This is a genomic window from Brevundimonas sp. 374 (assembly GCF_900102995.1).
Lineage (GTDB): Bacteria > Pseudomonadota > Alphaproteobacteria > Caulobacterales > Caulobacteraceae > Brevundimonas > Brevundimonas vesicularis_C.
This window is the reverse complement of record NZ_FNKT01000002.1, coordinates 461,604-480,151: the sequence shown is the minus strand read 5'-3', so window position 1 is coordinate 480,151 and position 18,548 is coordinate 461,604. Positions and strand designations below refer to the sequence as shown.

20 protein-coding genes and 1 tRNA gene are annotated in these 18,548 nt (G+C 60.5%); 10 read left to right on the top strand and 11 right to left on the bottom strand.

What is annotated here, in order from left to right; translation table 11 throughout:
* Positions 1-2: 2 nt before the first annotated feature.
* Together BLR19_RS09870 and BLR19_RS09865 are read left to right on the top strand one after the other, a co-directional pair.
* Positions 3-326, top strand: coding sequence for a helix-turn-helix domain-containing protein (locus tag BLR19_RS09870; RefSeq protein WP_091750209.1), 324 nt, complete (start codon positions 3-5; stop codon positions 324-326).
* Between the two features lie 10 nt (positions 327-336).
* Positions 337-906 (top strand): SOS response-associated peptidase family protein, encoded by a 570-nt coding sequence (locus tag BLR19_RS09865; RefSeq protein ID WP_091750207.1) that lies wholly within the window; start codon positions 337-339, stop codon positions 904-906.
* A gap of 1,321 nt (positions 907-2,227) precedes the next feature.
* Here BLR19_RS09865 and BLR19_RS09855 read toward each other — a convergent pair.
* Together BLR19_RS09855 and BLR19_RS09850 are read right to left on the bottom strand one after the other, a co-directional pair.
* Positions 2,228-3,379 carry a site-specific integrase gene (locus BLR19_RS09855; RefSeq protein ID WP_176758323.1) on the bottom strand — a complete coding sequence of 384 codons (1,152 nt, stop codon included), beginning with the start codon at positions 3,377-3,379 and terminating at the stop codon, positions 2,228-2,230.
* 317 nt (positions 3,380-3,696) lie between these two features.
* A complete protein-coding gene (locus BLR19_RS09850; protein ID WP_143007356.1) occupies positions 3,697-5,628 on the bottom strand; it encodes a hypothetical protein in 1,932 nt (643 codons plus the stop codon).
* A gap of 324 nt (positions 5,629-5,952) precedes the next feature.
* On the opposite strand from BLR19_RS09850, the gene BLR19_RS15080 reads away from it, so the two are divergent.
* Positions 5,953-6,282 carry a LysR family transcriptional regulator gene (locus tag BLR19_RS15080; RefSeq protein WP_369818852.1) on the top strand — a complete coding sequence of 110 codons (330 nt, stop codon included), beginning with the start codon at positions 5,953-5,955 and terminating at the stop codon, positions 6,280-6,282.
* Between the two features lie 250 nt (positions 6,283-6,532).
* Here BLR19_RS15080 and BLR19_RS09840 read toward each other — a convergent pair whose 3' ends face one another.
* The 4 genes from BLR19_RS09840 to BLR19_RS09825 form a co-directional block, all read right to left on the bottom strand.
* The gene (locus BLR19_RS09840) at positions 6,533-6,922 is read right to left on the bottom strand and encodes a hypothetical protein (RefSeq protein WP_091750191.1); all 390 of its coding nucleotides are present in this window, start codon (positions 6,920-6,922) and stop codon (positions 6,533-6,535) included.
* A 78-nt stretch (positions 6,923-7,000) separates the two neighbouring features.
* On the bottom strand, positions 7,001-7,396 hold the full coding sequence (locus BLR19_RS09835) for a hypothetical protein (RefSeq protein WP_143007355.1): 396 nt from the start codon (positions 7,394-7,396) through the stop codon (positions 7,001-7,003).
* A 199-nt stretch (positions 7,397-7,595) separates the two neighbouring features.
* Positions 7,596-8,033, bottom strand: coding sequence for a hypothetical protein (locus BLR19_RS09830; protein ID WP_091750185.1), 438 nt, complete (start codon positions 8,031-8,033; stop codon positions 7,596-7,598).
* Positions 8,030-8,362: a hypothetical protein gene (locus BLR19_RS09825; RefSeq protein WP_091750182.1), complete on the bottom strand. Its 333-nt coding sequence runs from the start codon at positions 8,360-8,362 to the stop codon at positions 8,030-8,032. Before BLR19_RS09825 ends, BLR19_RS09830 begins: the two co-directional genes overlap by 4 nt.
* 205 nt (positions 8,363-8,567) lie before the next feature.
* On the opposite strand from BLR19_RS09825, the gene BLR19_RS09820 reads away from it, so the two are divergent.
* Positions 8,568-8,798: a helix-turn-helix domain-containing protein gene (locus BLR19_RS09820; protein WP_091750179.1), complete on the top strand. Its 231-nt coding sequence runs from the start codon at positions 8,568-8,570 to the stop codon at positions 8,796-8,798.
* A 64-nt stretch (positions 8,799-8,862) separates the two neighbouring features.
* Here BLR19_RS09820 and BLR19_RS14650 read toward each other — a convergent pair whose 3' ends face one another.
* On the bottom strand, positions 8,863-10,053 hold the full coding sequence (locus BLR19_RS14650; RefSeq protein ID WP_143007354.1) for a hypothetical protein: 1,191 nt from the start codon (positions 10,051-10,053) through the stop codon (positions 8,863-8,865).
* Positions 10,054-10,248: 195 nt separating this feature from the next.
* Between BLR19_RS14650 and BLR19_RS09815 the strand changes: the two genes are divergently transcribed.
* Genes BLR19_RS09815 through BLR19_RS15075 form a run of 3 tightly spaced genes read left to right on the top strand, consistent with a single transcriptional unit; the run spans position 10,249 to position 13,095 of the window.
* Positions 10,249-11,031, top strand: coding sequence for a helix-turn-helix domain-containing protein (locus tag BLR19_RS09815; protein WP_091750176.1), 783 nt, complete (start codon positions 10,249-10,251; stop codon positions 11,029-11,031).
* Positions 11,018-12,547, top strand: a complete 1,530-nt coding sequence (locus BLR19_RS09810) for a PIN domain-containing protein (protein ID WP_091750173.1) — start codon at positions 11,018-11,020, stop codon at positions 12,545-12,547. Before BLR19_RS09815 ends, BLR19_RS09810 begins: the two co-directional genes overlap by 14 nt.
* A complete protein-coding gene (locus BLR19_RS15075) occupies positions 12,547-13,095 on the top strand; it encodes an ATP-binding protein (RefSeq protein WP_091750170.1) in 549 nt (182 codons plus the stop codon). The genes BLR19_RS09810 and BLR19_RS15075 overlap by 1 nt, the downstream gene beginning before the upstream one ends.
* A gap of 279 nt (positions 13,096-13,374) precedes the next feature.
* On the opposite strand, the gene BLR19_RS09800 is transcribed toward BLR19_RS15075, so the two are convergent.
* From BLR19_RS09800 to hemC, 3 genes are all read right to left on the bottom strand, one after another.
* A tRNA-Thr gene (locus BLR19_RS09800) sits at positions 13,375-13,450 on the bottom strand.
* A gap of 41 nt (positions 13,451-13,491) precedes the next feature.
* Positions 13,492-14,199: a uroporphyrinogen-III synthase gene (locus BLR19_RS09795; protein WP_091750167.1), complete on the bottom strand. Its 708-nt coding sequence runs from the start codon at positions 14,197-14,199 to the stop codon at positions 13,492-13,494.
* Positions 14,196-15,149: a hydroxymethylbilane synthase gene (gene hemC / locus BLR19_RS09790; RefSeq protein ID WP_091750164.1), complete on the bottom strand. Its 954-nt coding sequence runs from the start codon at positions 15,147-15,149 to the stop codon at positions 14,196-14,198. The genes BLR19_RS09795 and hemC overlap by 4 nt, the downstream gene beginning before the upstream one ends.
* A 46-nt stretch (positions 15,150-15,195) precedes the next feature.
* Here hemC and tsaD point away from each other — a divergent pair, with 46 nt between their 5' ends.
* Genes tsaD through BLR19_RS09775 form a run of 3 tightly spaced genes read left to right on the top strand, consistent with a single transcriptional unit; the run spans position 15,196 to position 17,724 of the window.
* Positions 15,196-16,323, top strand: a complete 1,128-nt coding sequence (gene tsaD, locus BLR19_RS09785) for a tRNA (adenosine(37)-N6)-threonylcarbamoyltransferase complex transferase subunit TsaD (RefSeq protein WP_176758329.1) — start codon at positions 15,196-15,198, stop codon at positions 16,321-16,323.
* 26 nt (positions 16,324-16,349) lie between these two features.
* A complete protein-coding gene (locus BLR19_RS09780; protein ID WP_091750158.1) occupies positions 16,350-17,348 on the top strand; it encodes an NAD(P)H-dependent glycerol-3-phosphate dehydrogenase in 999 nt (332 codons plus the stop codon).
* Complete coding sequence (locus BLR19_RS09775) at positions 17,341-17,724, top strand: Rieske (2Fe-2S) protein (RefSeq protein WP_091750155.1); 384 nt, start codon at positions 17,341-17,343, stop codon at positions 17,722-17,724. Before BLR19_RS09780 ends, BLR19_RS09775 begins: the two co-directional genes overlap by 8 nt.
* An 8-nt stretch (positions 17,725-17,732) precedes the next feature.
* On the opposite strand, the gene ppk2 is transcribed toward BLR19_RS09775, so the two are convergent.
* A complete protein-coding gene (gene ppk2 / locus BLR19_RS09770) occupies positions 17,733-18,482 on the bottom strand; it encodes a polyphosphate kinase 2 (protein ID WP_055753901.1) in 750 nt (249 codons plus the stop codon).
* Positions 18,483-18,548 lie beyond the last annotated feature (66 nt).

Below are 18,548 nucleotides of genomic sequence, written 5' to 3'. Positions count from 1 at the left end.
CCATGAGCGAACACGAAAAGCAGCTGGACGTCGCCATTGGCAAGGCCATCGGAGACCGGCGTGAAGCGGTTGGAATGACACAGCGTCGGTTGGGGGACGCGATCGGCGTCACCTTCCAGCAGGTGCAGAAATACGAGGGCGGCAGGAACCGGATCGCCGCGTCGAAACTCGTGCTCGCCGCCAAGGCGCTGAAGTGTGACGTGGCCGAGCTTGTCGGAGAGGATCGCGGCGATCACCCCGGAAGCGCCCGCTTGATCAGAGCCTGGTCCAGCTTGAACGAGAAGCAGCGCGAAGCCGTCACCACCATGATCGAGGCCTTCGAATAGGAGGCGCACGGTGTGCAACAACTATGCTTCACACGTTCCTGCGTCGCAGATCGCCGATGCCTTCAGCCAGACGGCTTTCCCGCTTCGCTTTGACGGTGGCGCGATCCCGAACATCGAGCCGAACGACGACATAAAGATCGGCGACACAGCCTCGATCGTGACGTGGGATGAAGGCCCGCTGCTGACTTCGATGCGGTGGTCGTGGCGATCTCCGCAAGGTCGTCCGGTGTTCAACTTCCGAAGCGACGGGCGAGATTTCAGCAACACCGCTCGGTGTCTGATCCCGGCGTCGGCCTTCTACGAATTCACGGATGCTGAGCCTGGACAGAATCGGAAGACGAAGTGGTCGTTCTCTATGGTAGGCGACAGCTGGTTCTGGATCACCGGGATAGTGAAAGACGGCGGTTGGGCCATGCTGACCACGGAGCCCGGACCTGACGTGTCGCCCTACCATGATCGGCAGATCGTCGTGCTTCCGCCTCCGGCCGGTCTGGACTGGCTGACGTTAAAAGGCCCTGCGACCGAGATACTGACGCCGTCGTCTGCTGGCTCGCTACACGTTGTGAAGGCATTTCCCTAAGCGCTTACACCGCGCGCATCGGCTTCTGGCAAAGCATACAAATCCTAAACCAACGGCTGTCAGGTTCGGCGGATGCTCCGGATCGTGTTTGCTACTGTGGGTCTCTCGTTGCTGGCGGTATCAGCAGTTCGCGCAGATCCATGCGAGGGACGGCTTCCGACAAGACCTGGCGAGGTGTTCGCCGGGACGGTCCGGTATGTCGGAGACGGCGACAGCCTGTGTGTCGGTCGGACTGCTGACCCCAATGAATGGATCGAAGTCCGCCTGGCCGATTTTGACGCGCCGGAACTTCGCGAGCCAGATGGTCGGCGAGGTCATGAAATTCTGACACGTCTGACGCGGGGACGTCAGGTCAACTGCGTCGCCACAAGGGGCCGTAGCGGTCGAGTCAACTCGCACGACCGGGTTATCGCAACGTGTCGGTTGAACGGCCAAACCCTCGGCAATCTGCTTAGGTCACGAGGCGCCCCGCAAGGCGGCAACTAGAGACGTGGTCGCTTTTCGGGAACGGTCGCGGCCGAGCGTCCGTGAGAACGGACGGGATGGTGCCAATCCAGAAGCGTCGCTAATCACAGGTTGCGAGCCCCAGCATTTGATGCGACAGCGTTTATATAATCTGGAGAGCCGCCAATGACGCTGAAAACAATCTTCATCACGACGTTTGCCGCGCTCATCGCAACCTCGGCGTCGGCCCAGGTTGGTGTGAATGGGCACTATCGATCCAACGGGACGTATGTCGCCCCTCACCACCGAACAAATCCGAACAGCACCGTAAATGACAACTGGACGACGCGGCCGAACGTCAATCCATATACCGGACGCGCTGGGACACGGTCACCTAGCTACGGTTCGACGCCGTCTTATACCGCACCTAGAACAGCCTATGGCTCGTCTTACGGCTCTTCATCTTCGAGCTCGCGTAGCTCCAGTTGGGGTTCATCCTCGTCGCGCAGCTCATCCTACGGTTCTGGATACAATCCGCGCTACTGAGCGCGCGCGGTCTAATCCGAACAGTTGAGGTATTGTGTGGGTGTGCGACTTTTCAGGGCCGAGGCGAAGCGAATGCAGGCGCTTGCGGATGCCGAGCCAGAACCACAAGCCAAACGAGCCTATATTGATAAGGCCGAGGAAATGAATCAGTGGGCAGAGGTAGCTTCGCTCCAGCGCAAGCTCGAGAAGGCTATCAGAGAGCATAAGAAAGCTGGCGGCAAATAGGGTCCAAATCCTGGCGAGGAGACATCTCTCGGCCTACTCGGGCAAAAAAATAATAGATTCCGCCCCACGAACTAGCCGAAGCCAGCGCGCGGGGCGGGAGTGAGGTTTAGGTGATCTGCTTTGCCGCTCCGGCCTCTACGGCCTTCAGCAACGTGTCATTAGCCAAATGCGAGTAGCGCTGAGTTGATTGGTAACTGGCGTGACCCAGCACCTTACCGACGGCGAAGAGATCAACGCCGGAGTTGACCATGAACGACGCCGCTGAGTGGCGCAGGTCATGGAGCCGAAGACCCGGCAGCCTGGCCTCCCTGATCGCCCGCTGCCAGCCGTGCTTTATGGACACGAAGGGGAGGCGGGTTTCAGGGTTGGGCACAAGCCACGGGCAGTCCTTGAAGCGCGGCAACTGTTCGATGATCGCCAGCGCGGCCGTCGAGAGCGGCACGTGGCGCGGCTTGCCGGTCTTGCTGGTCGGGATCAGCCACGACTGACGTTTGATATCCACGTTCTCCCACTTGGCGTCCAGCAACTCCCGTAGCCTTGCTCCGGTGAGGAGGAGCAGGCCGACGATGTGCTGAAGTTGTGGGTTCTGCGACGCCGCCACCGCCTCCCTCAACCGGCTCGCTTCCTCGGCTGACAAGAAGCGTTCGCGACCGTTCGCTAGCGGCTTACGTGGAATGCCCCGTGTCGGGTTTCTCTCCGTGCCCGGTACGTCCCAACCGGCCCCCAGCACAAATGATCGGCCTAGGATGACCCTCAACTTCTCCACCGACGCCGGGGCCAGACCGGCCTTGCGCTTTTCGCTCAGCCACAAGCCGACGGACTGACTGGTCATGTCCGTCAAGCGAGTCTTTCCCCACCGTGGAACGATGTGGTTTCGCATTGAGGCTTCCTGATCGGCGTATGACTTTAGGTGGACCTTGGCGAAGGCGAGGTGCCGCTCCGCCAACTCGCCGTAGAAGGGAATTGATCTGGCCAACGCCTTCTTTGCGCCAGGGTCGCCACCCATCACCACTTCTGACCGAAGTTCTTGCGCCTTTTTGCGGGCTGCGGCGCAGGTGACGTCATCGACACCGCCGATCTTGTACTGCCGCTGACGGCCGCTCAGATCGGTGTAGCGAATGTGGTAAGTGCCTTTTCCATTGGCGCGACGTTCCAGGATAAAGCCCGAAATAACAGTGTCATACCAATCGGTTTTCTTCTTTCCGACCTCGCAGCCGGCGTTGGCGACGAAAGCCTGAGTCAGGTGAGCTTTGGGCATAGTGAGTTTCCTTGTTATGGGTTGGGTTCGGACGAGCGCCATCACGCGGTGCCAGCAGGGGCGCAGCGGGGGGCGGTTTGCGGTGGAGTAGGAAGCCTGGAGCGGGATGGGCCCGCGTTGCCCCAGGGTGGCCCGCCTGGGCGGGGGCTGGGGTGGTCGGATAGCCGGGCTATGGGATGCCCGGAGCGGGCCTCAGGGGCTCGCGTTCTGCGTCGGCGGTGGCGGCGAGCGGGCCATCAAAACCGGCAAAACAGGCCGCCTCTTTCACCTGTTTTAGCGGGCCGGTTGTCGGGCGTCGGCGACGCGATCACCGACACCTAGTCAGCGATGACCCGCCACGTATTGCGCTGCGAATTCGGGCCTGACTCGATCCTCAGACTATTAGCCCAGCGGCTCCGATTCAGTTTGAGGTACCAGCCGAGTCTCTTCGTATTAACGGTGGAGCCGTCCATCACGCCGATCTCCTCCAGCACGTCGGCAAATCGGGCGTCTCTGGCGGCATACGGGACCACCTCACGCACCATCATGGGGTCATCGCGAAATAGCCGGGACCAGTGCTGCAGAAATTCGCCCAGCGTGTCCTGATCTGAGTCGTCCTGGACTTGCTGGATCAGGCTCGTTGCAGGGTCCGGCTCGCCGAGCCACAGGAGCGGTTGCCGGCAGGTCAATGACCATTCCTCAAAACTGCCGATCGATGGGACGTCGGAAACCGGTCTACCGGCCAGACGGTGAGCCTCGATAATGGTGAGGGCGGCCTGGACGATATGTGATCGCCTTTTCCGAACGTGGGCCACAGGATTAAACGAGTACTGCTGAAGCGTGGGTGTCTCACTCCGTGGGGCAAGACGGATCGACAGCACGCGGCGGCGCATATCTTGGCCGGGTTCTACGTTGTTGCCGGTGCCCATGAAGAGCACGTTGGTGCGCGCGGTGGCGGTTCGGCTTCTGCTGAGCACGCGCTCAGTGATGCTGGTGCTCGTCAGCGCCTTGTTCATGGGTCCGAGCGACTTCCAACCCGTTTGTACCTGCATGTCATCAAACAGCACCACAGCGGGTTTCTCGAGCAGCATCGCCAACAGTACCTTGGCTGCTTCTTCGGGCGTAGTCGGATAGCTCGTGTTGTAAGGCTCGCCAGCAGCAGCTGCCAACGCGATCAGCGCTGCTAGAAAGCTTTTCCCGCCACCGGAGCGAGGGGCGTTGATGTTGATGGCTGGGGCCAGCGGAAGGGATGCTCTTACGGCGGCGGTGAGGATCGCGGCGAGGGCGGCAGCTTGGTCGGCTTTAGTGGCGAACTGAAACTCCCGCAGAAGCCATTTTATGTAGGTAAGCTCACGTTCGGCATCCTCTCTTGTCGGATTTACTAGATTGTAATCGGCCTCGTCAAACCCTGCATAAGTTCCGGTCGCTTCGTCGTAACCTGCCTTGGACACCAGGATCCCATCTGCCCCATAGAAGGGCTGCCGGGACAAGCCGGTCAGAGGCTGGAGGTGGTGTCGATCCTGATTGTACCGCAGACTTTGAATTATGCTGGCGGGTGGGTCGCAACGCTCCCACTGGTTGCTCTTGGCCTTCCGATAATAGTCGATCTTCGACGCGAGGAAGGCGCTGACGGTCTGGTCGTTGACGAGTTCGGTCGAAATGTCATTCGGTGAGGGCTTGATGATGCGGACGATCGGGCCTCGCGCGTCGAAGTAGCTGCCGTCCGCCGCCAGCACTCGTTCTGACGCGGCCGCAGCACGGTGTGTTTCACCAGTCTGCATGTAGATGACGGCCTTTGCGCGGGCGACCTCTGGCGTAATGCCAAGGTGATCGATCAGGCTTTCCGCGTCGCGCTTTTCTGAATGATTGTGGGTGCAACGGAACAGGCCGATTGGGTGTCCAAAGCAGGGTTCCAGATATCCCGCTTGAGCTTGAACCTCCGAAGGATGCTCTGAAGCCCAAGGACATGTCACCCGGTGAAATCCGTCGCCAGCATCCTCGATGTAAAGGCCGTTCGCTTTGAGCGCGCTCACCACCGGATTTGCAGCGGGGGCGGGCGTATAGACGTCGTCGGCGAAGTCCTTCTCTATTGAAAGGTAGAGCGGTGGCGCTTCGGTTGGGCTCGACAAAACGGGCGAAACGGGTCTTGGCAGTATTTGATTGCCCGTTTCACCCGTTTCCGGCGCGACGTCGGGGAGGGCATTTTCCGCGGGTTCAGGCTGGCCCTTATCTGTCGGTTGGTTCGGATCGGTCGGACGTTCTGCAGTCATGGTGTTGGTCCTCAAGCGTCATTGGGATGTTCAGCACACGCCGGGATTGGCGGGGCACTTCGCGATTCGAGACGGCCGCTGCAGTCGGTGTCGCGTTCTCGCTGGGGAGGTTGTGGTCCCTCCGCATGGCCTTTGGAAAGCCCTCCGGACCGACTACCGGTTGCGGGTTTGGAGAGGTGCTAGCAAACGATCTTCCGCTCAACGTTTCCAATTTGGAATATCGTCACGCGCCAGCGTAAAGGGGTCCATCGGCGTTCGCCGGGTCGATTCGGGAGGCGAGATTTGGGTGGCAGCACAGACAAATCGCAGTTTGGCAGTTTGCGGGTGGCGTGGTTGGAGGCCTTCGTCTTGTCCGTCCAGTACGGTAAGCAAACAGCTGCGGCGTCGGAGATGGGCGTTACTCAAGGCACCATTTCGAAGCACATCGAGAATCTCGAGCTTTGGTATGGAGGCGGCCAGCACCGCGTCCTATTGCTACCCAACATGTGGCCTCCAACCCTGACCGATGATGGGAAGGCGTTCTTTCCAGTCGCCGAACGGGCGGTGGCGGGGTTGAGCGAACTGAAGGCGTCCAGACCAAGCCTAGACGCCCCCAGAAGCCCTCAGCCTGAGCTCGAGCTAGACGACCTAGTAAATAACAACGGCCTAGAGTGAATACGGCGCTGTCGGCGGCCAAATCCCGCCAACGCGACCACCACGACCACCAACCCCACGAGGCAGGCTAGGGGGTGAGCCACCGTCAGAGCAGACAGGCTGAGTGTTCCCAGGAAGACCAACGTCTGTCTCGGTCGTGTGATGAAGCTGACGATCAAAGCCAGCACCGCCAAGGCCACGGCGGCGACGATGACCGCCCTGAGCACGGCGAGTGCGACGCACAGGACGATCAGAAGAAGGAACCGGCTCATCATCGACCACCCACCTCGGTCCAGAAGTGGGCAAGGCAGAGATAGTGTAGGCCCATCTCCGTCGCTGGGCTGTTCTCGACGAAGACCACGGTGTCCCGCCCGCACCTGCCCCGATACACGATCTCGAACCAAAGCCCGAAATCCTTCAGGCTGTCGTAGGTCGGCTCCTCGGCATAGTCGTCGGTGATAGGCCAGCCCAACGCCGTATTGATCACGTCGGGGGTGTCGCCGCCCTGGACGACGACGATCCGGGTGTCTTCGCTAAGGTGCGACGGATGATCGGCGTAGGCCTGCCATCCACGATGAGCGATCAGGGCGCGCAGGTCGTCGTCTAGATCGGAGTCGCTGATGATGCCGGCGACGTCGGCGAGGGTGTTCAGGCAGATCATATGGATGGTGTCCTTCGGGCACAAAAAAGCCCTCGCGACGGGGTGTCGGAGGGCGCGGGTCGGATGGGTGTTTGACGCCTAGGCAGCGTCGGAAGTCGGAGGGCGGTCGGCAAAGCCCAGGCAGTTGAAGCGGAGGGTGTGGTTGGTGTCGGGGTGGTCTGCGACGAAGACGAGCATCCCGAAATCGTCTGTCAGGACGTAGGCCAGTTCCATCCAAGGGCCGTGATCATTGAACCACTCCCAGCCGGGCTGCTCGGCCTGATCGTAGCAGATGCTGAAGCCGACGGCCTCGTGGATGATCTCGGGCGGATCGCTTGGCTGGATCACCACGATCTGGAGGATTTCGCCAAGGGGACGGCGACGATCGGTGTCCACCTGCCAAACACGAAGTCCGATAAGGGCGCGAAGGGCAGGGTCGAGGGTAGGGTCTGTGAGCGCGGCCGTGACGGCGTCTCGGTCGGTGAGCGAAAGCATGGTCAGGGTGTCCTTTCCGGGCACGAAAAAACCCCCGCAGCGGAAGGCCACGGGGGTCGGTTGATGGGTGTGTTGGAAGGCGTCAGGTCGCCCTAGTGATCGGCCTAGAAGTCGATGACGGGCCTCGGCTTTTCAGGCTTCTGACCGAGGGCGGAGACGATGGTGTCGAAGGCCTGACGCCGACCAGCCGAGGCGTGATCTACCGAGCTGACGGGACGCTTGGCGAAATAGCCGACGCGGCGTCGTTGAGCCGATCCTTCAGGCGCTTTGAACGAGCGATGCCAGAGAGGGGCATGGTGCCGCTGTGAGAGACGGTGAAGTAGAAGCCGTCCTGCACCGTCCCGTCAGCCTTCCGGCCTCTGGAGGGGACCATTGTGCCGACGATCTGGTGGCTGTCGAACAGGAACTTGATCGTGGCTTGATAGCCCTTGTTGGGGTGTTCGACGCGCACGATCGGACTGGTGCCGAACTCGGCGTTTATGGCGTCCACCAGGATCTGATCGGCCTGCGCTTCGGTGATTAGATAGACTGGCTCGCGCTGGCTGACGTAGGTGCCGGGCGTCCGCGCGGGCGCTGAGGCACAACCGGCGACGACAAGAGCGCCAGCGACGAGGGCGGCATAGACGAGGCGCTTCATTGGACCCCGCCTTTGGCCGACTGAGCCCTCTCCACGCGCTTTCGCTGGCGGGTCGCTACATAGACACCTCCGAAGGTCGCGATCCCGACGGTGCCCCACAGAAGGAGGGAGCCATACCGGCTGACTTTCGCCAGATTGTCGGTGTAGCTCAAGGCATCTGCCATGTTCCGAGACGTAAAGTCGGGATCATATTTTTCCGATTTTGCATTGGCCTCGACGTTCGCATTGAAGCGCTGCACGGGCAGGTAAGCCTGAAGAAATAGGCTTCCGAGGATAACGTAGAATGCAGCTACGGCCGCTATTAATATGCGCACGGTGTTGTTGTTCATCTGATACGATCTCATGTGGTGTTGAGACGCGCAGTTATTTGCGCATCATATAAGATGCCGAGATTTGCGCTCGGCTTGATATCAGGCTGCGTTGTCGATGCAGGGCCTCTGCGCGGGCAGCAGCATCGACCCCAAGCTGACACCCCTACTTGATATTCATTTAATGGAATAAACTTGACCGCGCCGCGCTGTCAACGCATACTTCATGGACATCAGAGCGGTGATCGGCCGGAATGTGCGGCGGTTCAGGGTGGCGAAGGGGCTTACCCAAGAAGAACTGTCAAACCGCTGTGATTTTGACCAGCGCTACATCAGCCAGGTCGAGACGGGGCAGCGCAATCTGACCGTCCTGAGCCTCTACGAGTTAGCACAAGCGCTGGAGACGACACCAGTTGCTCTCATAACCCCTGACCAACATGTCGCTGGAGAAGGCTGATGGCTGGTCGTTTGGACGACGTAGATTGCGTCTATAACGGAAGAGAAGCGAGTTGAAGCCACACTCAACCCTGTTTCGAGCGAATCCAGTTTCCTAAATGACCGACACTGCGTGCAATAGGTCCTAATGCAGCTATCAAACAAAGAAGTGCCACGAGCATAGAAAGACACAAAACGGATTGGTTTAACGCGCTCAATGTTCCTGAAGAAGCGTTCGCTGTTTCGTTATCTAAAAATGGCATCTTAATGTGCCCGCTTAACGCGTAGACTGTAGCTTGTAGTGCACTACCCAAAGCACCTAGCGCTAAAACGGCTAGCACGTACGCCCAAATATTGTCTTTCGGGCTCTTGAACGAGGCGAATGCGGAAAAGTCTTCAATCCACTTGCGGTCATCGGCAGACTCCAACTTGGGAGCATCCTCGCGCCACTGATAGATCAACATACGGTCGCCGACATCACTAGCCTTCTTCCCACTTATTCGCTCGCCCGTCGGCGCTAGGTATTTCTGCCAAATACCAGGCTCCAGCCGTCGAGTCCTTTTAAACTGAACGTGCTGAACCAGCAGCTCATACCTAAAATCACGAATTAGAAAATATAGAACACGAACTATTCGGAACTCAGAGTTTTCTGACCATTTTACTACAGTGTCCGGAAAGCTACGCCGTTCGTTTAGCCTAAATTCATTTAGTTCGGTTCTATAAAATCTACTCAATAACCAGCTGTCCGCCGGAGAAGCGTAACTATAAAAGATCTTCCCGTTTTCTCGGCTGAGATGCACGCGGACTCGAAGGTATGCCGCTCCGCCCGGTGCTTGACGTAAACGTTCGCAGAATTCCGAACTAAATGTAATCACAGAGCCGTTTTGGCTGGCAGAGATCGGCACATACTCGATGGCGAAATCACGATTGGGCTTTAGGTCAAATATTCTGAATGCAGATCCATTGCTTCTTTTGACATCAAAGCTACCTTGATTATGAGAGGTGATTTCAACTGTATCGTTGAAAACAGCAGAGAGCGTTTCTCCGAACTTCAAAACCTCGCTTAAGTCTTCAATATCTGATATATTAAGCGCGGCCGGAATGTATAGGAACATTCTATTAAGATCATCGGGCTGTGTGATTTGAAAGCCAAAATCGATAGAACTTCGATCCTTTGGTAGATCACGCCAGACGTTGATGTGGAGTTCCAGAATCGGCAACTTGCCAATGACCGGTTCCGAGACAGATTCTGCCCATACTCCTAGACTTCCCCTCATTTCATGCCTTCCCTCACGCACAACCGCAGGGGGCGAGCCATCTCACGTATCCAAGATATGCTCAATCAAAATAGCAAAACCAAAAACAAGCTTATGGTCATCCCCCAGCAAACCAACGCCAAATGGTCACATTAACGCATGGAAAATGCCTTCGGTGTAATGTATCCCGTTGGGGTGTGATTCGGAGGTGATGCCTTGACGAAGGTTCGCGGCAAGATATTTGAACCGCAGGTTGCGTCAGCCGCTGCCGATGGAGACCACGTAGGCCAAAGACTGCGTGAGTTTCGGGAACAGGCGGGCCTCACGCAGAAAGACCTTGCGACTAGGCTCGGCATCGGCCAACCGGCCTTAGCCCGGGTTGAGCATCGCAGCGACATTCTTGTCTCGACACTCCGCGACTATTTAGGCGCACTGGGTGCCACATTAAGAATTAACGCTCGCTTTAACAACTCATCTCAGACGATTGAAAGCTTCCACGAAGCGGAAGCGACCATAGATCCTGATGACGGTGACCAGATGGTTCTTCCTCTAATGGGAGACGCCTTCGTCAAGCCGTCACGGGATGTAGTCTTTAGTATCAAACCAGAATACAGCCGAAAAATTATTGGCGGATCGAAAACAATCGAGCTAAGACGCCGTTTTCCGAAGACCGTGTCCGAGGGAACAAGGGCGCTGATATATGAGACTAGTCCTACACGCGCACTAATTGGGATGGCCGAAATTAGTGGTGTCAGCAGGATGTCCCCAGATGAACTGTGGGCAGCGTACTCGGAAGAAGCGTGCATTGCACGCACAGACTTTGATAATTATTTTTCCGGTGTTGAAGTGGGGGTTGCAATACGACTTTGCCGCGCAAGGCCTCTGCGTAGAACCATAGAACTGCCGGAGCTGCGATCGCGGTTTAGTTTTGAGCCTCCACAGTCATTCCTTTACGCGAGTGCGCAGATGCGGGACGCGATGGTAGATGAGTACGCCTAACTACCTAATCGACACGAATATATTTATAGGTCTGGAAGATCCTAAAGAGGTCTCCGCGAATCTTGCCGCGTTATTGAAACTGACAGGTCGCCATAACGTCGGCGTATTCGTCCATGAGGCGGCAGTGGATGACATCGAGCGCGATAAGGACGTCGCGCGCAGGAAAATCTCTCGTAGCAAACTCGATAAATTTCAACGTATCGCAAAAGTACGGGGGCTCAAGAAAGAGACTTTAGCGGCTAGTTTTGGACCGTTACCTAAGCCTAACGACCTAGTCGATGCGACACTTTTGCATTCTCTTGATATCGGGGTCGCGGATTTCTTGGTCACCGAGGATCGAGGTCTGCATGAACGGGCAAGGCGTCACGCATCCCACCTAGTGGAGCGGATACTATATGCTGCAGATGCAGTATCCTTACTTAAGTCGACATATGAGCCTGTAAACGTTCCGCTTCGATATGTCGAAGAGGTTGAAGCTCACTCCATTTCCCCGACCGACCCAATCTTTGAAAGCCTACGGGATGGATATCCTGGCTTTGACACATGGTGGCGCGAGAAGTGCGTCAAGCCAATGAGAAAGTGCTGGGTTGTCGTTGATGACGGGCCAGAGCTGGCCGGTTTGGTTGTAAGAAAAGACGAAACGCAGGAAGATACGGACGCGCGCTTGCCGGGACGTAAGATTCTGAAGATCTGCACCTTCAAGGTCAGGCCGGAAAAGCGAGGAGTAAAACTGGGGGAATTGCTTCTAAAACAAGTAATGTGGTTTGCACAATCTAACCAATATGACTTGGTGTATCTCACAACCTACAGGGAGCAGGCGACATTAATTGATCTTCTTCAGTATTACGGATTCGTCATCTCTTACGAAAAGCCGGATGGGGAGCTCGTTCTTGAAAAGATGATGTCGTCGAAGCCCTTGCAGCCGGACGGTGACCGGACGCCATTTGAGGCAGCCCGGGAAAACTATCCGCGATTCCGGGTCGACGACAGCGTTTCGGCTTACACAATCCCTATAAGAGCAGCTTTCCACGACATCCTCTTCCCAGATCTAGCGCAGCAGAGGCAGATAGACCTTTTCAGCCCCTCCATGCCGAGGCGTGCAGGCAATACTATTCGTAAAGTCTATTTGTGCCGCGCACCTGCATTGATCAAGGATCCCGGTGCCGTTCTAATTTTCTACAAAGGCAAATCCGACGAGCAACCATCTCAGGCCGTTACAGCCGTCGGCATTTTCGAAGACATGACTCTTGCCTCATCTGCTGAGGAACTTCGACGACTCGCGGGCGGCAGGTCCGTCTATAGCGATGCACAGTTGCGCTCATTCGCTGCGTCCTCCACCCACCCGGTGAAGGTCATAAATTTTCTCCTCGCGAGCTACCTTGAGCCAGCGGTCAAGCTTCCGAACTTGATGTCTATCGGTGCCTTCTCAGGCCATCCGCCTCAATCGATTGCTCGCCTTGCTCCTTCCAAACTCCGGGCGGTGCTTAAATCGGGCCACCTGGGGTTTGTGTCGTAATGCCTGCGTTGGCTCTCGTTGGCCTGTCCGGAGTCGGGAAATCTACGTTGTTGGCGTCAAGCCAAGATAAATCTCAATTTCTCCATGTTCAGGCTAGTGAACTAATCAAACTTGAGCAGGCCGCTCGGGGGGCGGAGATTGCATCAAGCGAAGCTCTCCGGCTTGGGCCGGTGATCGACAATCAGAGGCTACTCGTCGCCGGTTTCCGTCGGGCAACTCGAGGCGAGACCCGTCCTATCGTGTTCGATGGACACACAATCATTGATGGTTCTTCGGGAATTATCGAGATCGGATCAGACGTATTTGGGGACCTTGGCGTAAAACACGTCGTGATGCTTGTCGCGGACCCTGAAGAGATTTTGCGACGGCGAGCGTCGGATACAGGCCGAACCCGTCCAATGAGATCCATCGAGCAGATCGCTGCTCATCAGGACCGCGCAACAGAAGTTGCTAAGCAAATTGCTGACGATCTAAAGGTCGAGTTCGGCCTGGTTACCCAGTCAGAGCCTGAACGTATTTGGCACGCGATTGAGTCCCTTCGAACCTGATGTGTGTCACACCGACTGATCTTATCCGCCGTAAAACTTGGACGCATCAGCCGATAGCGTCCCACATTGTACCCACAACGTGCTTCCAGTCGGCAGGGGCTTCGGTTTCTTCGCCACGTCTGCTTCAGCTAAGCGAGGAAGGAAGGTCGTTGTGCCTAAATGCCCAAACACGCGACCCAACGACCTAGCAAGGCTTGAGGCACTTTCACTTGGGACCGGGAATGGATTGGGATTTGCGCGGTTTCGCGCGCTTCCGTCGTCCGTTCCTACTGGAAGTGGTGGTGCCGCTTAGGTGACTCGAACACCTGACCCCATCATTACGAATGATGTGCTCTACCGGCTGAGCTAAAGCGGCCCGGTTGCGACGGACGAAGCTGTCCGCGCGAGACGGGGTCTTTATACGGCCGGATCGCGCTTGCCAAGCGCGGTGTTCAAGATCGTGAGTAATGAGGTCTCGTCGGGCGATTTTGCCACAACGGGCGTCAGGCCCAGCGCGGCGAGCGGGGCCGCGGCGGCGGGAGAGATGCAGGCGAGGACGGCCTGGGCCAAGGGGGCGTGATGAAGCTTGGTGAGGGCTTTTCCGGCGCGGGGGGAGTGGATCAGAACGGCGTCGAACAGTGCGGGCGCTGCGACTGACGTTTCGATGGCGCGATAGACTGTCAGCGAATGGACCGACACGTTACGGGCGCCGGCGGTGGTGAGGGCAGCGGTGAAATCGCCGGCGGGGGTTTCCGCTTGAGGGACCAGGACGGCGGCGTTGGCGATGGCGCCGGCGATCAGGCGGGCGAGATCGCGCAGGTCGCCGGATGCGGAGTGGACATCGGCGAAGCCCGCATCATGGGCGGCCTGGGCGGTCGCATCGCCGACGGCGAAGACCGGACGGTCGCGGCGGGGCGTCAGGGCGGCGAAGGCGGCCACGCCGTTGATGCTGGTGAAGGCCAGGGCGGCGAACGGCGCCAGATCGGGGACGGGCGGCGTCAAGTTCTCAATGGTCAGAAGGGGCGCGACGATCGGCTCGAACCCCATGTCGCGCAGGCGGGCGGCGGTGCGCGCGGCGCCCGGTTCGGCGCGGGTGATCCAGACGCGTGTCGGCGTGACGTTCATCCGTCCAGGGTCGCGGGATCGACTTCCTGATCGCCGGCCGAGGCGTGGACCTCGCCGCCCAGGCGTTGGCCCATAGCGCGCGCGTCGGCTTCGGTCGGTTGGAAAAGATCGCCGACGCGGCGCCAGCGGGCGGACCCATCCGGGCTGAGCATTTCGGTGGTCAGGTGCAGCGCATCGTTGGCGATCAGAGCATAGGCGCCGACGGCGGTGCGGCACGACCCTTCCAGCGCCGTCATGGCGCCGCGCTCTGCGGCGATGCACAGGGCGGTCTCGGGGTGGTTCAGGGCGGCGACCCAAGGCTCGTCGATGTCGGCGGCGCGGGTCTGGATGGCCAGGGCGCCCTGGCCCGGCGCGGGCAGGAAGGCGTCCAGCGACAGTTTCTCGCGGATATGGTCGGTGACGCCCAGGCGCGTCATGCCCGAGACGGCTAGCAAGATGGCGTCGAAATCGCCATCGGCCGCGCGACGCAGGCGGGTATCGATATTTCCGCGCAGCATCTCGACCTTCAGGTCCGGCCGCAGGGCCAGCGCCTGAGCCTGGCGTCTCAGGCTGGCGGTGCCCAGGCGCGCGCCGAAGGGCAAGGCGTCGAAACTGTCGAAGTCGCGGCTGATGAAGGCGTCGCGGGCGTCCTCGCGCTCGGGGATGGCGGCGATGCACAGGCCCTCGGGCTGTTCGGCAGGGACGTCCTTCATCGAATGGATGGCGATGTCGATCCGGCCGGCCAGCAGGGCCTCCTCAATCTCCTTGGTGAACAGGGCCTTGCCGCCGACCTCCAGCAGGCGGCGATCCTGGATGCGGTCGCCGGTGGTGACGATTTCGACCAGAGGAACGGCGGCCTCGATCTCGGCCTCGGGCACGTTCAGGGCGCGGCCGATGGCGCGTTGCATCATGCCGGATTGGGCGAGCGCCAGCTTGGAGCGCCGGGTGCCGATGCGGAGAGGAAAGGTCATGAGCGTTGCGCACCGGTCGCCGGGTCGCTACCTCGACCCGATGGAGATGTCCGCCGACTATAGCAGCGGCGCCAAGTCAGCAACTGGACGGGATGTCCGGCCGTTGACGGTGCTGGGCCTTGAGACCAGTTGCGACGAGACCGCCGCCTCGGTCGTGCGCCTTACGGGCGGTCGGGCGGAGGTGTTGTCCTCGGTCGTTCACAGCCAGATCGACGACCATGCGGCCTATGGCGGCGTGGTGCCCGAGATCGCGGCGCGCAGCCATGTCGAAATGATCGCCGAGGTCACGCGCCGCGCGATGGCCGAGGCCGATATGGGCTATGACGGGCTGGACGGGATCGCGGCGACGGCCGGGCCGGGTCTGGTCGGCGGGGTCATGGTGGGTCTCAGCTTCGGCAAGGCGGCGGCGCTGGCGCGCGGCCTGCCGCTGGTGGCGGTCAACCATCTTGAGGGGCATGCGGTGTCGGCCCGGCTGGGGGCGGAGGTGGCCTATCCCTTCCTGCTGCTGCTGGTGTCGGGCGGCCACTGCCAGCTTCTGGAGGTGCGCGGCGTCGGTGACATGAGCCGGATCGGCGCCACCATTGACGACGCGGCCGGCGAGGCCTTCGACAAGATCGCCAAGGCCTTGGGGCTAGGTTATCCGGGCGGCCCGGCGCTGGAGCGGTTGGCCATGCAGGGCGACGGGTCGAAGATCGATCTGCCGCGCGCCCTCTTGGGCCGCAAGGATTGCGATTTTTCCTTCTCGGGCCTGAAGACAGCGGCCTTCCGCATCGCCCAGACCTGCGAGACCGAGCAGGACAAGGCGGACCTGGCGGATGCGGTGCAGAACGCCATCGCGCGCCAGTTGTCGGATCGGTCGGAACGGGCGCTGGCGGCCTATGCCGAAACCCATGAGCATCGGCTCTTCGTCGTCGCGGGCGGCGTTGCGGCCAACAAGACCATTCGCGCGACCTTGCAGGCGACGGCGGCGAAACACGGCTTCGACTTCCTGGCGCCGCCCATGGCTTATTGCACCGACAATGCGGCGATGATCGCCCTGGCGGGGGCGGAACGGCTGGCGCTGGGCCTTACCAGCGACATCGACGTGGTCGCCCGGCCGCGATGGCCGCTGGACGAAGCGCGCGCACTGTCCGATCCTTCGCACAAGCCGGGCCGCAAGGGCGCCAAGGCGTGAACGATAAACAAGCCTCGGGAGGGCGCATGGAATTCCGCACGGCAGGGGTCATCGGCGCGGGCGCCTGGGGGACGGCTCTGGCGCAGGTGTGCGTTCGGGCCGGACTGGACACGACCTTGCAGGCGCGCGAGCAGCAGTTGGTCGAGACAATGCGGGCGACGCGCGCCAACGACCTTTATCTGCCCGGCGTGCCGCTGGCCGACGACCTGAAATTCACCGCCGACCTGGCTGATCTGGGCGACTGCGACGTGATCCTGGCGGTGCCGCCGGCCCAGCATATGCGCGCGACGCTGACGGCGTTTGCGCCCCACTATCGCGCCGGCGTGCCGGTGGTGCTGTGCTCCAAGGGCGTCGAGCGCGGCACGATGAAGCTGATGACCGAGGTGCTGGCCGAGACCCTGCCGGACGCCCCCGCCGCCGTCCTGTCCGGCCCCAGTTTCGCGGGCGAGGTGTCGCGCGGCCTGCCGACGGCCGTGACCCTGGCCTGCGCCGATCAGACGCTGGGCGAGGCCCTGCTGAACACCCTGTCGGCGCCGGGCTTCCGGCCCTATCTGGCGACCGATTTGGTGGGGGCCGAGGCGGGCGGGGCGCTGAAGAACGTCCTGGCCATCGCCTGCGGCATCTCCGAGGGGCGTCAGTTGGGACGCAGCGCACACGCCGCCCTGATCACGCGCGGCTTTGCGGAAATGACCCGCCTCGCCGTCGCCATGGGCGGACAGGCGGAGACGGTGGCGGGCCTGTGCGGCCTGGGCGACCTGGTTCTGACCTGTTCCAGCCCCCAGTCGCGCAACATGAGCCTGGGTCTGGCCCTGGGGCAGGGGCAGACGGTCGAGCAGGCCCTGGCCGGCAAACGATCGGTGGCCGAAGGTTATGAGAGCGCGCCGGCGGTGCGCGAACTGGCCGCGCGTCTGGGCGTGGAAATCCCGATCTCTGAAGGCGTTGCCGCCCTGCTGGCCGGCGAGATCGACGTGGACGGCCTGATCGATGGTTTGCTGTCGCGCCCGCTGAAGGCCGAACGTGTCTGAAGCGGCCGAGGCGCCGGGCGAGCGCAAAAGGGTCTGGAAGACGCCGCCTGGCGTGGCGCTGTGCGCCGAGGGCGATATCGCCGATCCCGGCTCACGCGGCTTCGTGCTGCAGATCGGCGAGGCCTTCTTTCACGGCTTCGTGGTCAGGAAGGATGGTCAGGTCGCGGGCTGGGTCGATCGCTGCCCGCACGCCGGTTTTCCGATCGCGATGGAGATCGACCGGTATCTGACACCGGACGGCGCGCTGATCCTGTGCGGCTGGCACGGGGCGGTGTTCGAGCCTCTGACCGGCGAATGCAAGGGCGGCCCCTGCGCGGGTGGGCGACTGACGCCCTGGCCGGTGGTGGCGACGGGCGGGATCATCCGCACCGCCTAAAAAGACAGTCAGCGCGCCAGTTTGCCCTTGGCCTTGCCGGCGCTGAACACGACGTCGGGATCCGGTTTCTTGATGTCGATGCTGGTGTGGCTCAGCACCGACAGGATGTAGCGGCCGATGTTCAGGCGCGCCGTCTTCTTGTCGTCGGTGGCGACGACGGTCCAGGGCGCATAGTCGCGGTCGGTCTCGTCCAGCATCCGGTCGCGGGCGTCGGAATAGGCGTCGAACCGCGCCTCCGCCTCGGCGTCCAGCGACGACAGCTTGAACTTCTTCAGCGGATCCTCGCGGCGTTCCTTCAGCCGCTTGGCCTGCTCCTTGCGCGAGATGTCCAGCCAGATCTTGATCAGGATGATCCCGTCGTCCGTGAGCATGCGCTCGAAGCGCGGCGCATCGGTCATGAACTGGGCGTACTGCTCGGGCGTGCAATAGCCCATGACCGGCTCGACCCCGGCGCGGTTGTACCAGGACCGGTTGAAGATCACCGTTTCGCCCGCCGCCGGCAGGTGCGGGACATAGCGCTGGAAATACCACTGGCTGGTTTCGCGGTCGCTCGGCTTGGGCAGGGCGATGACGCGGGTCTGGCGCGGCGACATATGTTCGGTCAGGCGCTTGATCGCGCCGTCCTTGCCGGCGGTGTCGCGCCCCTCCAGCACGATGACCACGCGCGAGCCATGCTCGATGCTCCAGGCCTGGGTCTGGACGATGGCCAGCTGGATCTGCTCCAGCTCGGCGTCATAGGCGTCGGATTTCTTTCCCATGGCAAGAGAGTGGGCCGAGGGCCGGCAGAGAGCAAGGGCGAGGGAGCCGACTGCGAAGCTGGGCGT

Coding starts and splice junctions, on each gene's coding strand:
- BLR19_RS15075 (WP_091750170.1), top strand. CDS start 12,547: ATGCCTGCGTTGGCTCTCGTTGGCCTGTCCGGAGTCGGGAAATCTACG.
- BLR19_RS09850 (WP_143007356.1), bottom strand. CDS start 5,628: ATGACTGCAGAACGTCCGACCGATCCGAACCAACCGACAGATAAGGGC.
- BLR19_RS09870 (WP_091750209.1), top strand. CDS start 3: ATGAGCGAACACGAAAAGCAGCTGGACGTCGCCATTGGCAAGGCCATC.
- ppk2 (WP_055753901.1), bottom strand. CDS start 18,482: ATGGGAAAGAAATCCGACGCCTATGACGCCGAGCTGGAGCAGATCCAG.
- BLR19_RS09820 (WP_091750179.1), top strand. CDS start 8,568: ATGGACATCAGAGCGGTGATCGGCCGGAATGTGCGGCGGTTCAGGGTG.
- BLR19_RS09840 (WP_091750191.1), bottom strand. CDS start 6,922: ATGATCTGCCTGAACACCCTCGCCGACGTCGCCGGCATCATCAGCGAC.
- BLR19_RS09825 (WP_091750182.1), bottom strand. CDS start 8,362: ATGAACAACAACACCGTGCGCATATTAATAGCGGCCGTAGCTGCATTC.
- tsaD (WP_176758329.1), top strand. CDS start 15,196: ATGTCCGCCGACTATAGCAGCGGCGCCAAGTCAGCAACTGGACGGGAT.
- BLR19_RS14650 (WP_143007354.1), bottom strand. CDS start 10,053: ATGAGGGGAAGTCTAGGAGTATGGGCAGAATCTGTCTCGGAACCGGTC.
- BLR19_RS09810 (WP_091750173.1), top strand. CDS start 11,018: ATGAGTACGCCTAACTACCTAATCGACACGAATATATTTATAGGTCTG.
- hemC (WP_091750164.1), bottom strand. CDS start 15,149: ATGACCTTTCCTCTCCGCATCGGCACCCGGCGCTCCAAGCTGGCGCTC.
- BLR19_RS09830 (WP_091750185.1), bottom strand. CDS start 8,033: ATGAAGCGCCTCGTCTATGCCGCCCTCGTCGCTGGCGCTCTTGTCGTC.
- BLR19_RS09780 (WP_091750158.1), top strand. CDS start 16,350: ATGGAATTCCGCACGGCAGGGGTCATCGGCGCGGGCGCCTGGGGGACG.
- BLR19_RS09795 (WP_091750167.1), bottom strand. CDS start 14,199: ATGAACGTCACGCCGACACGCGTCTGGATCACCCGCGCCGAACCGGGC.
- BLR19_RS09835 (WP_143007355.1), bottom strand. CDS start 7,396: ATGCTTTCGCTCACCGACCGAGACGCCGTCACGGCCGCGCTCACAGAC.
- BLR19_RS09855 (WP_176758323.1), bottom strand. CDS start 3,379: ATGCCCAAAGCTCACCTGACTCAGGCTTTCGTCGCCAACGCCGGCTGC.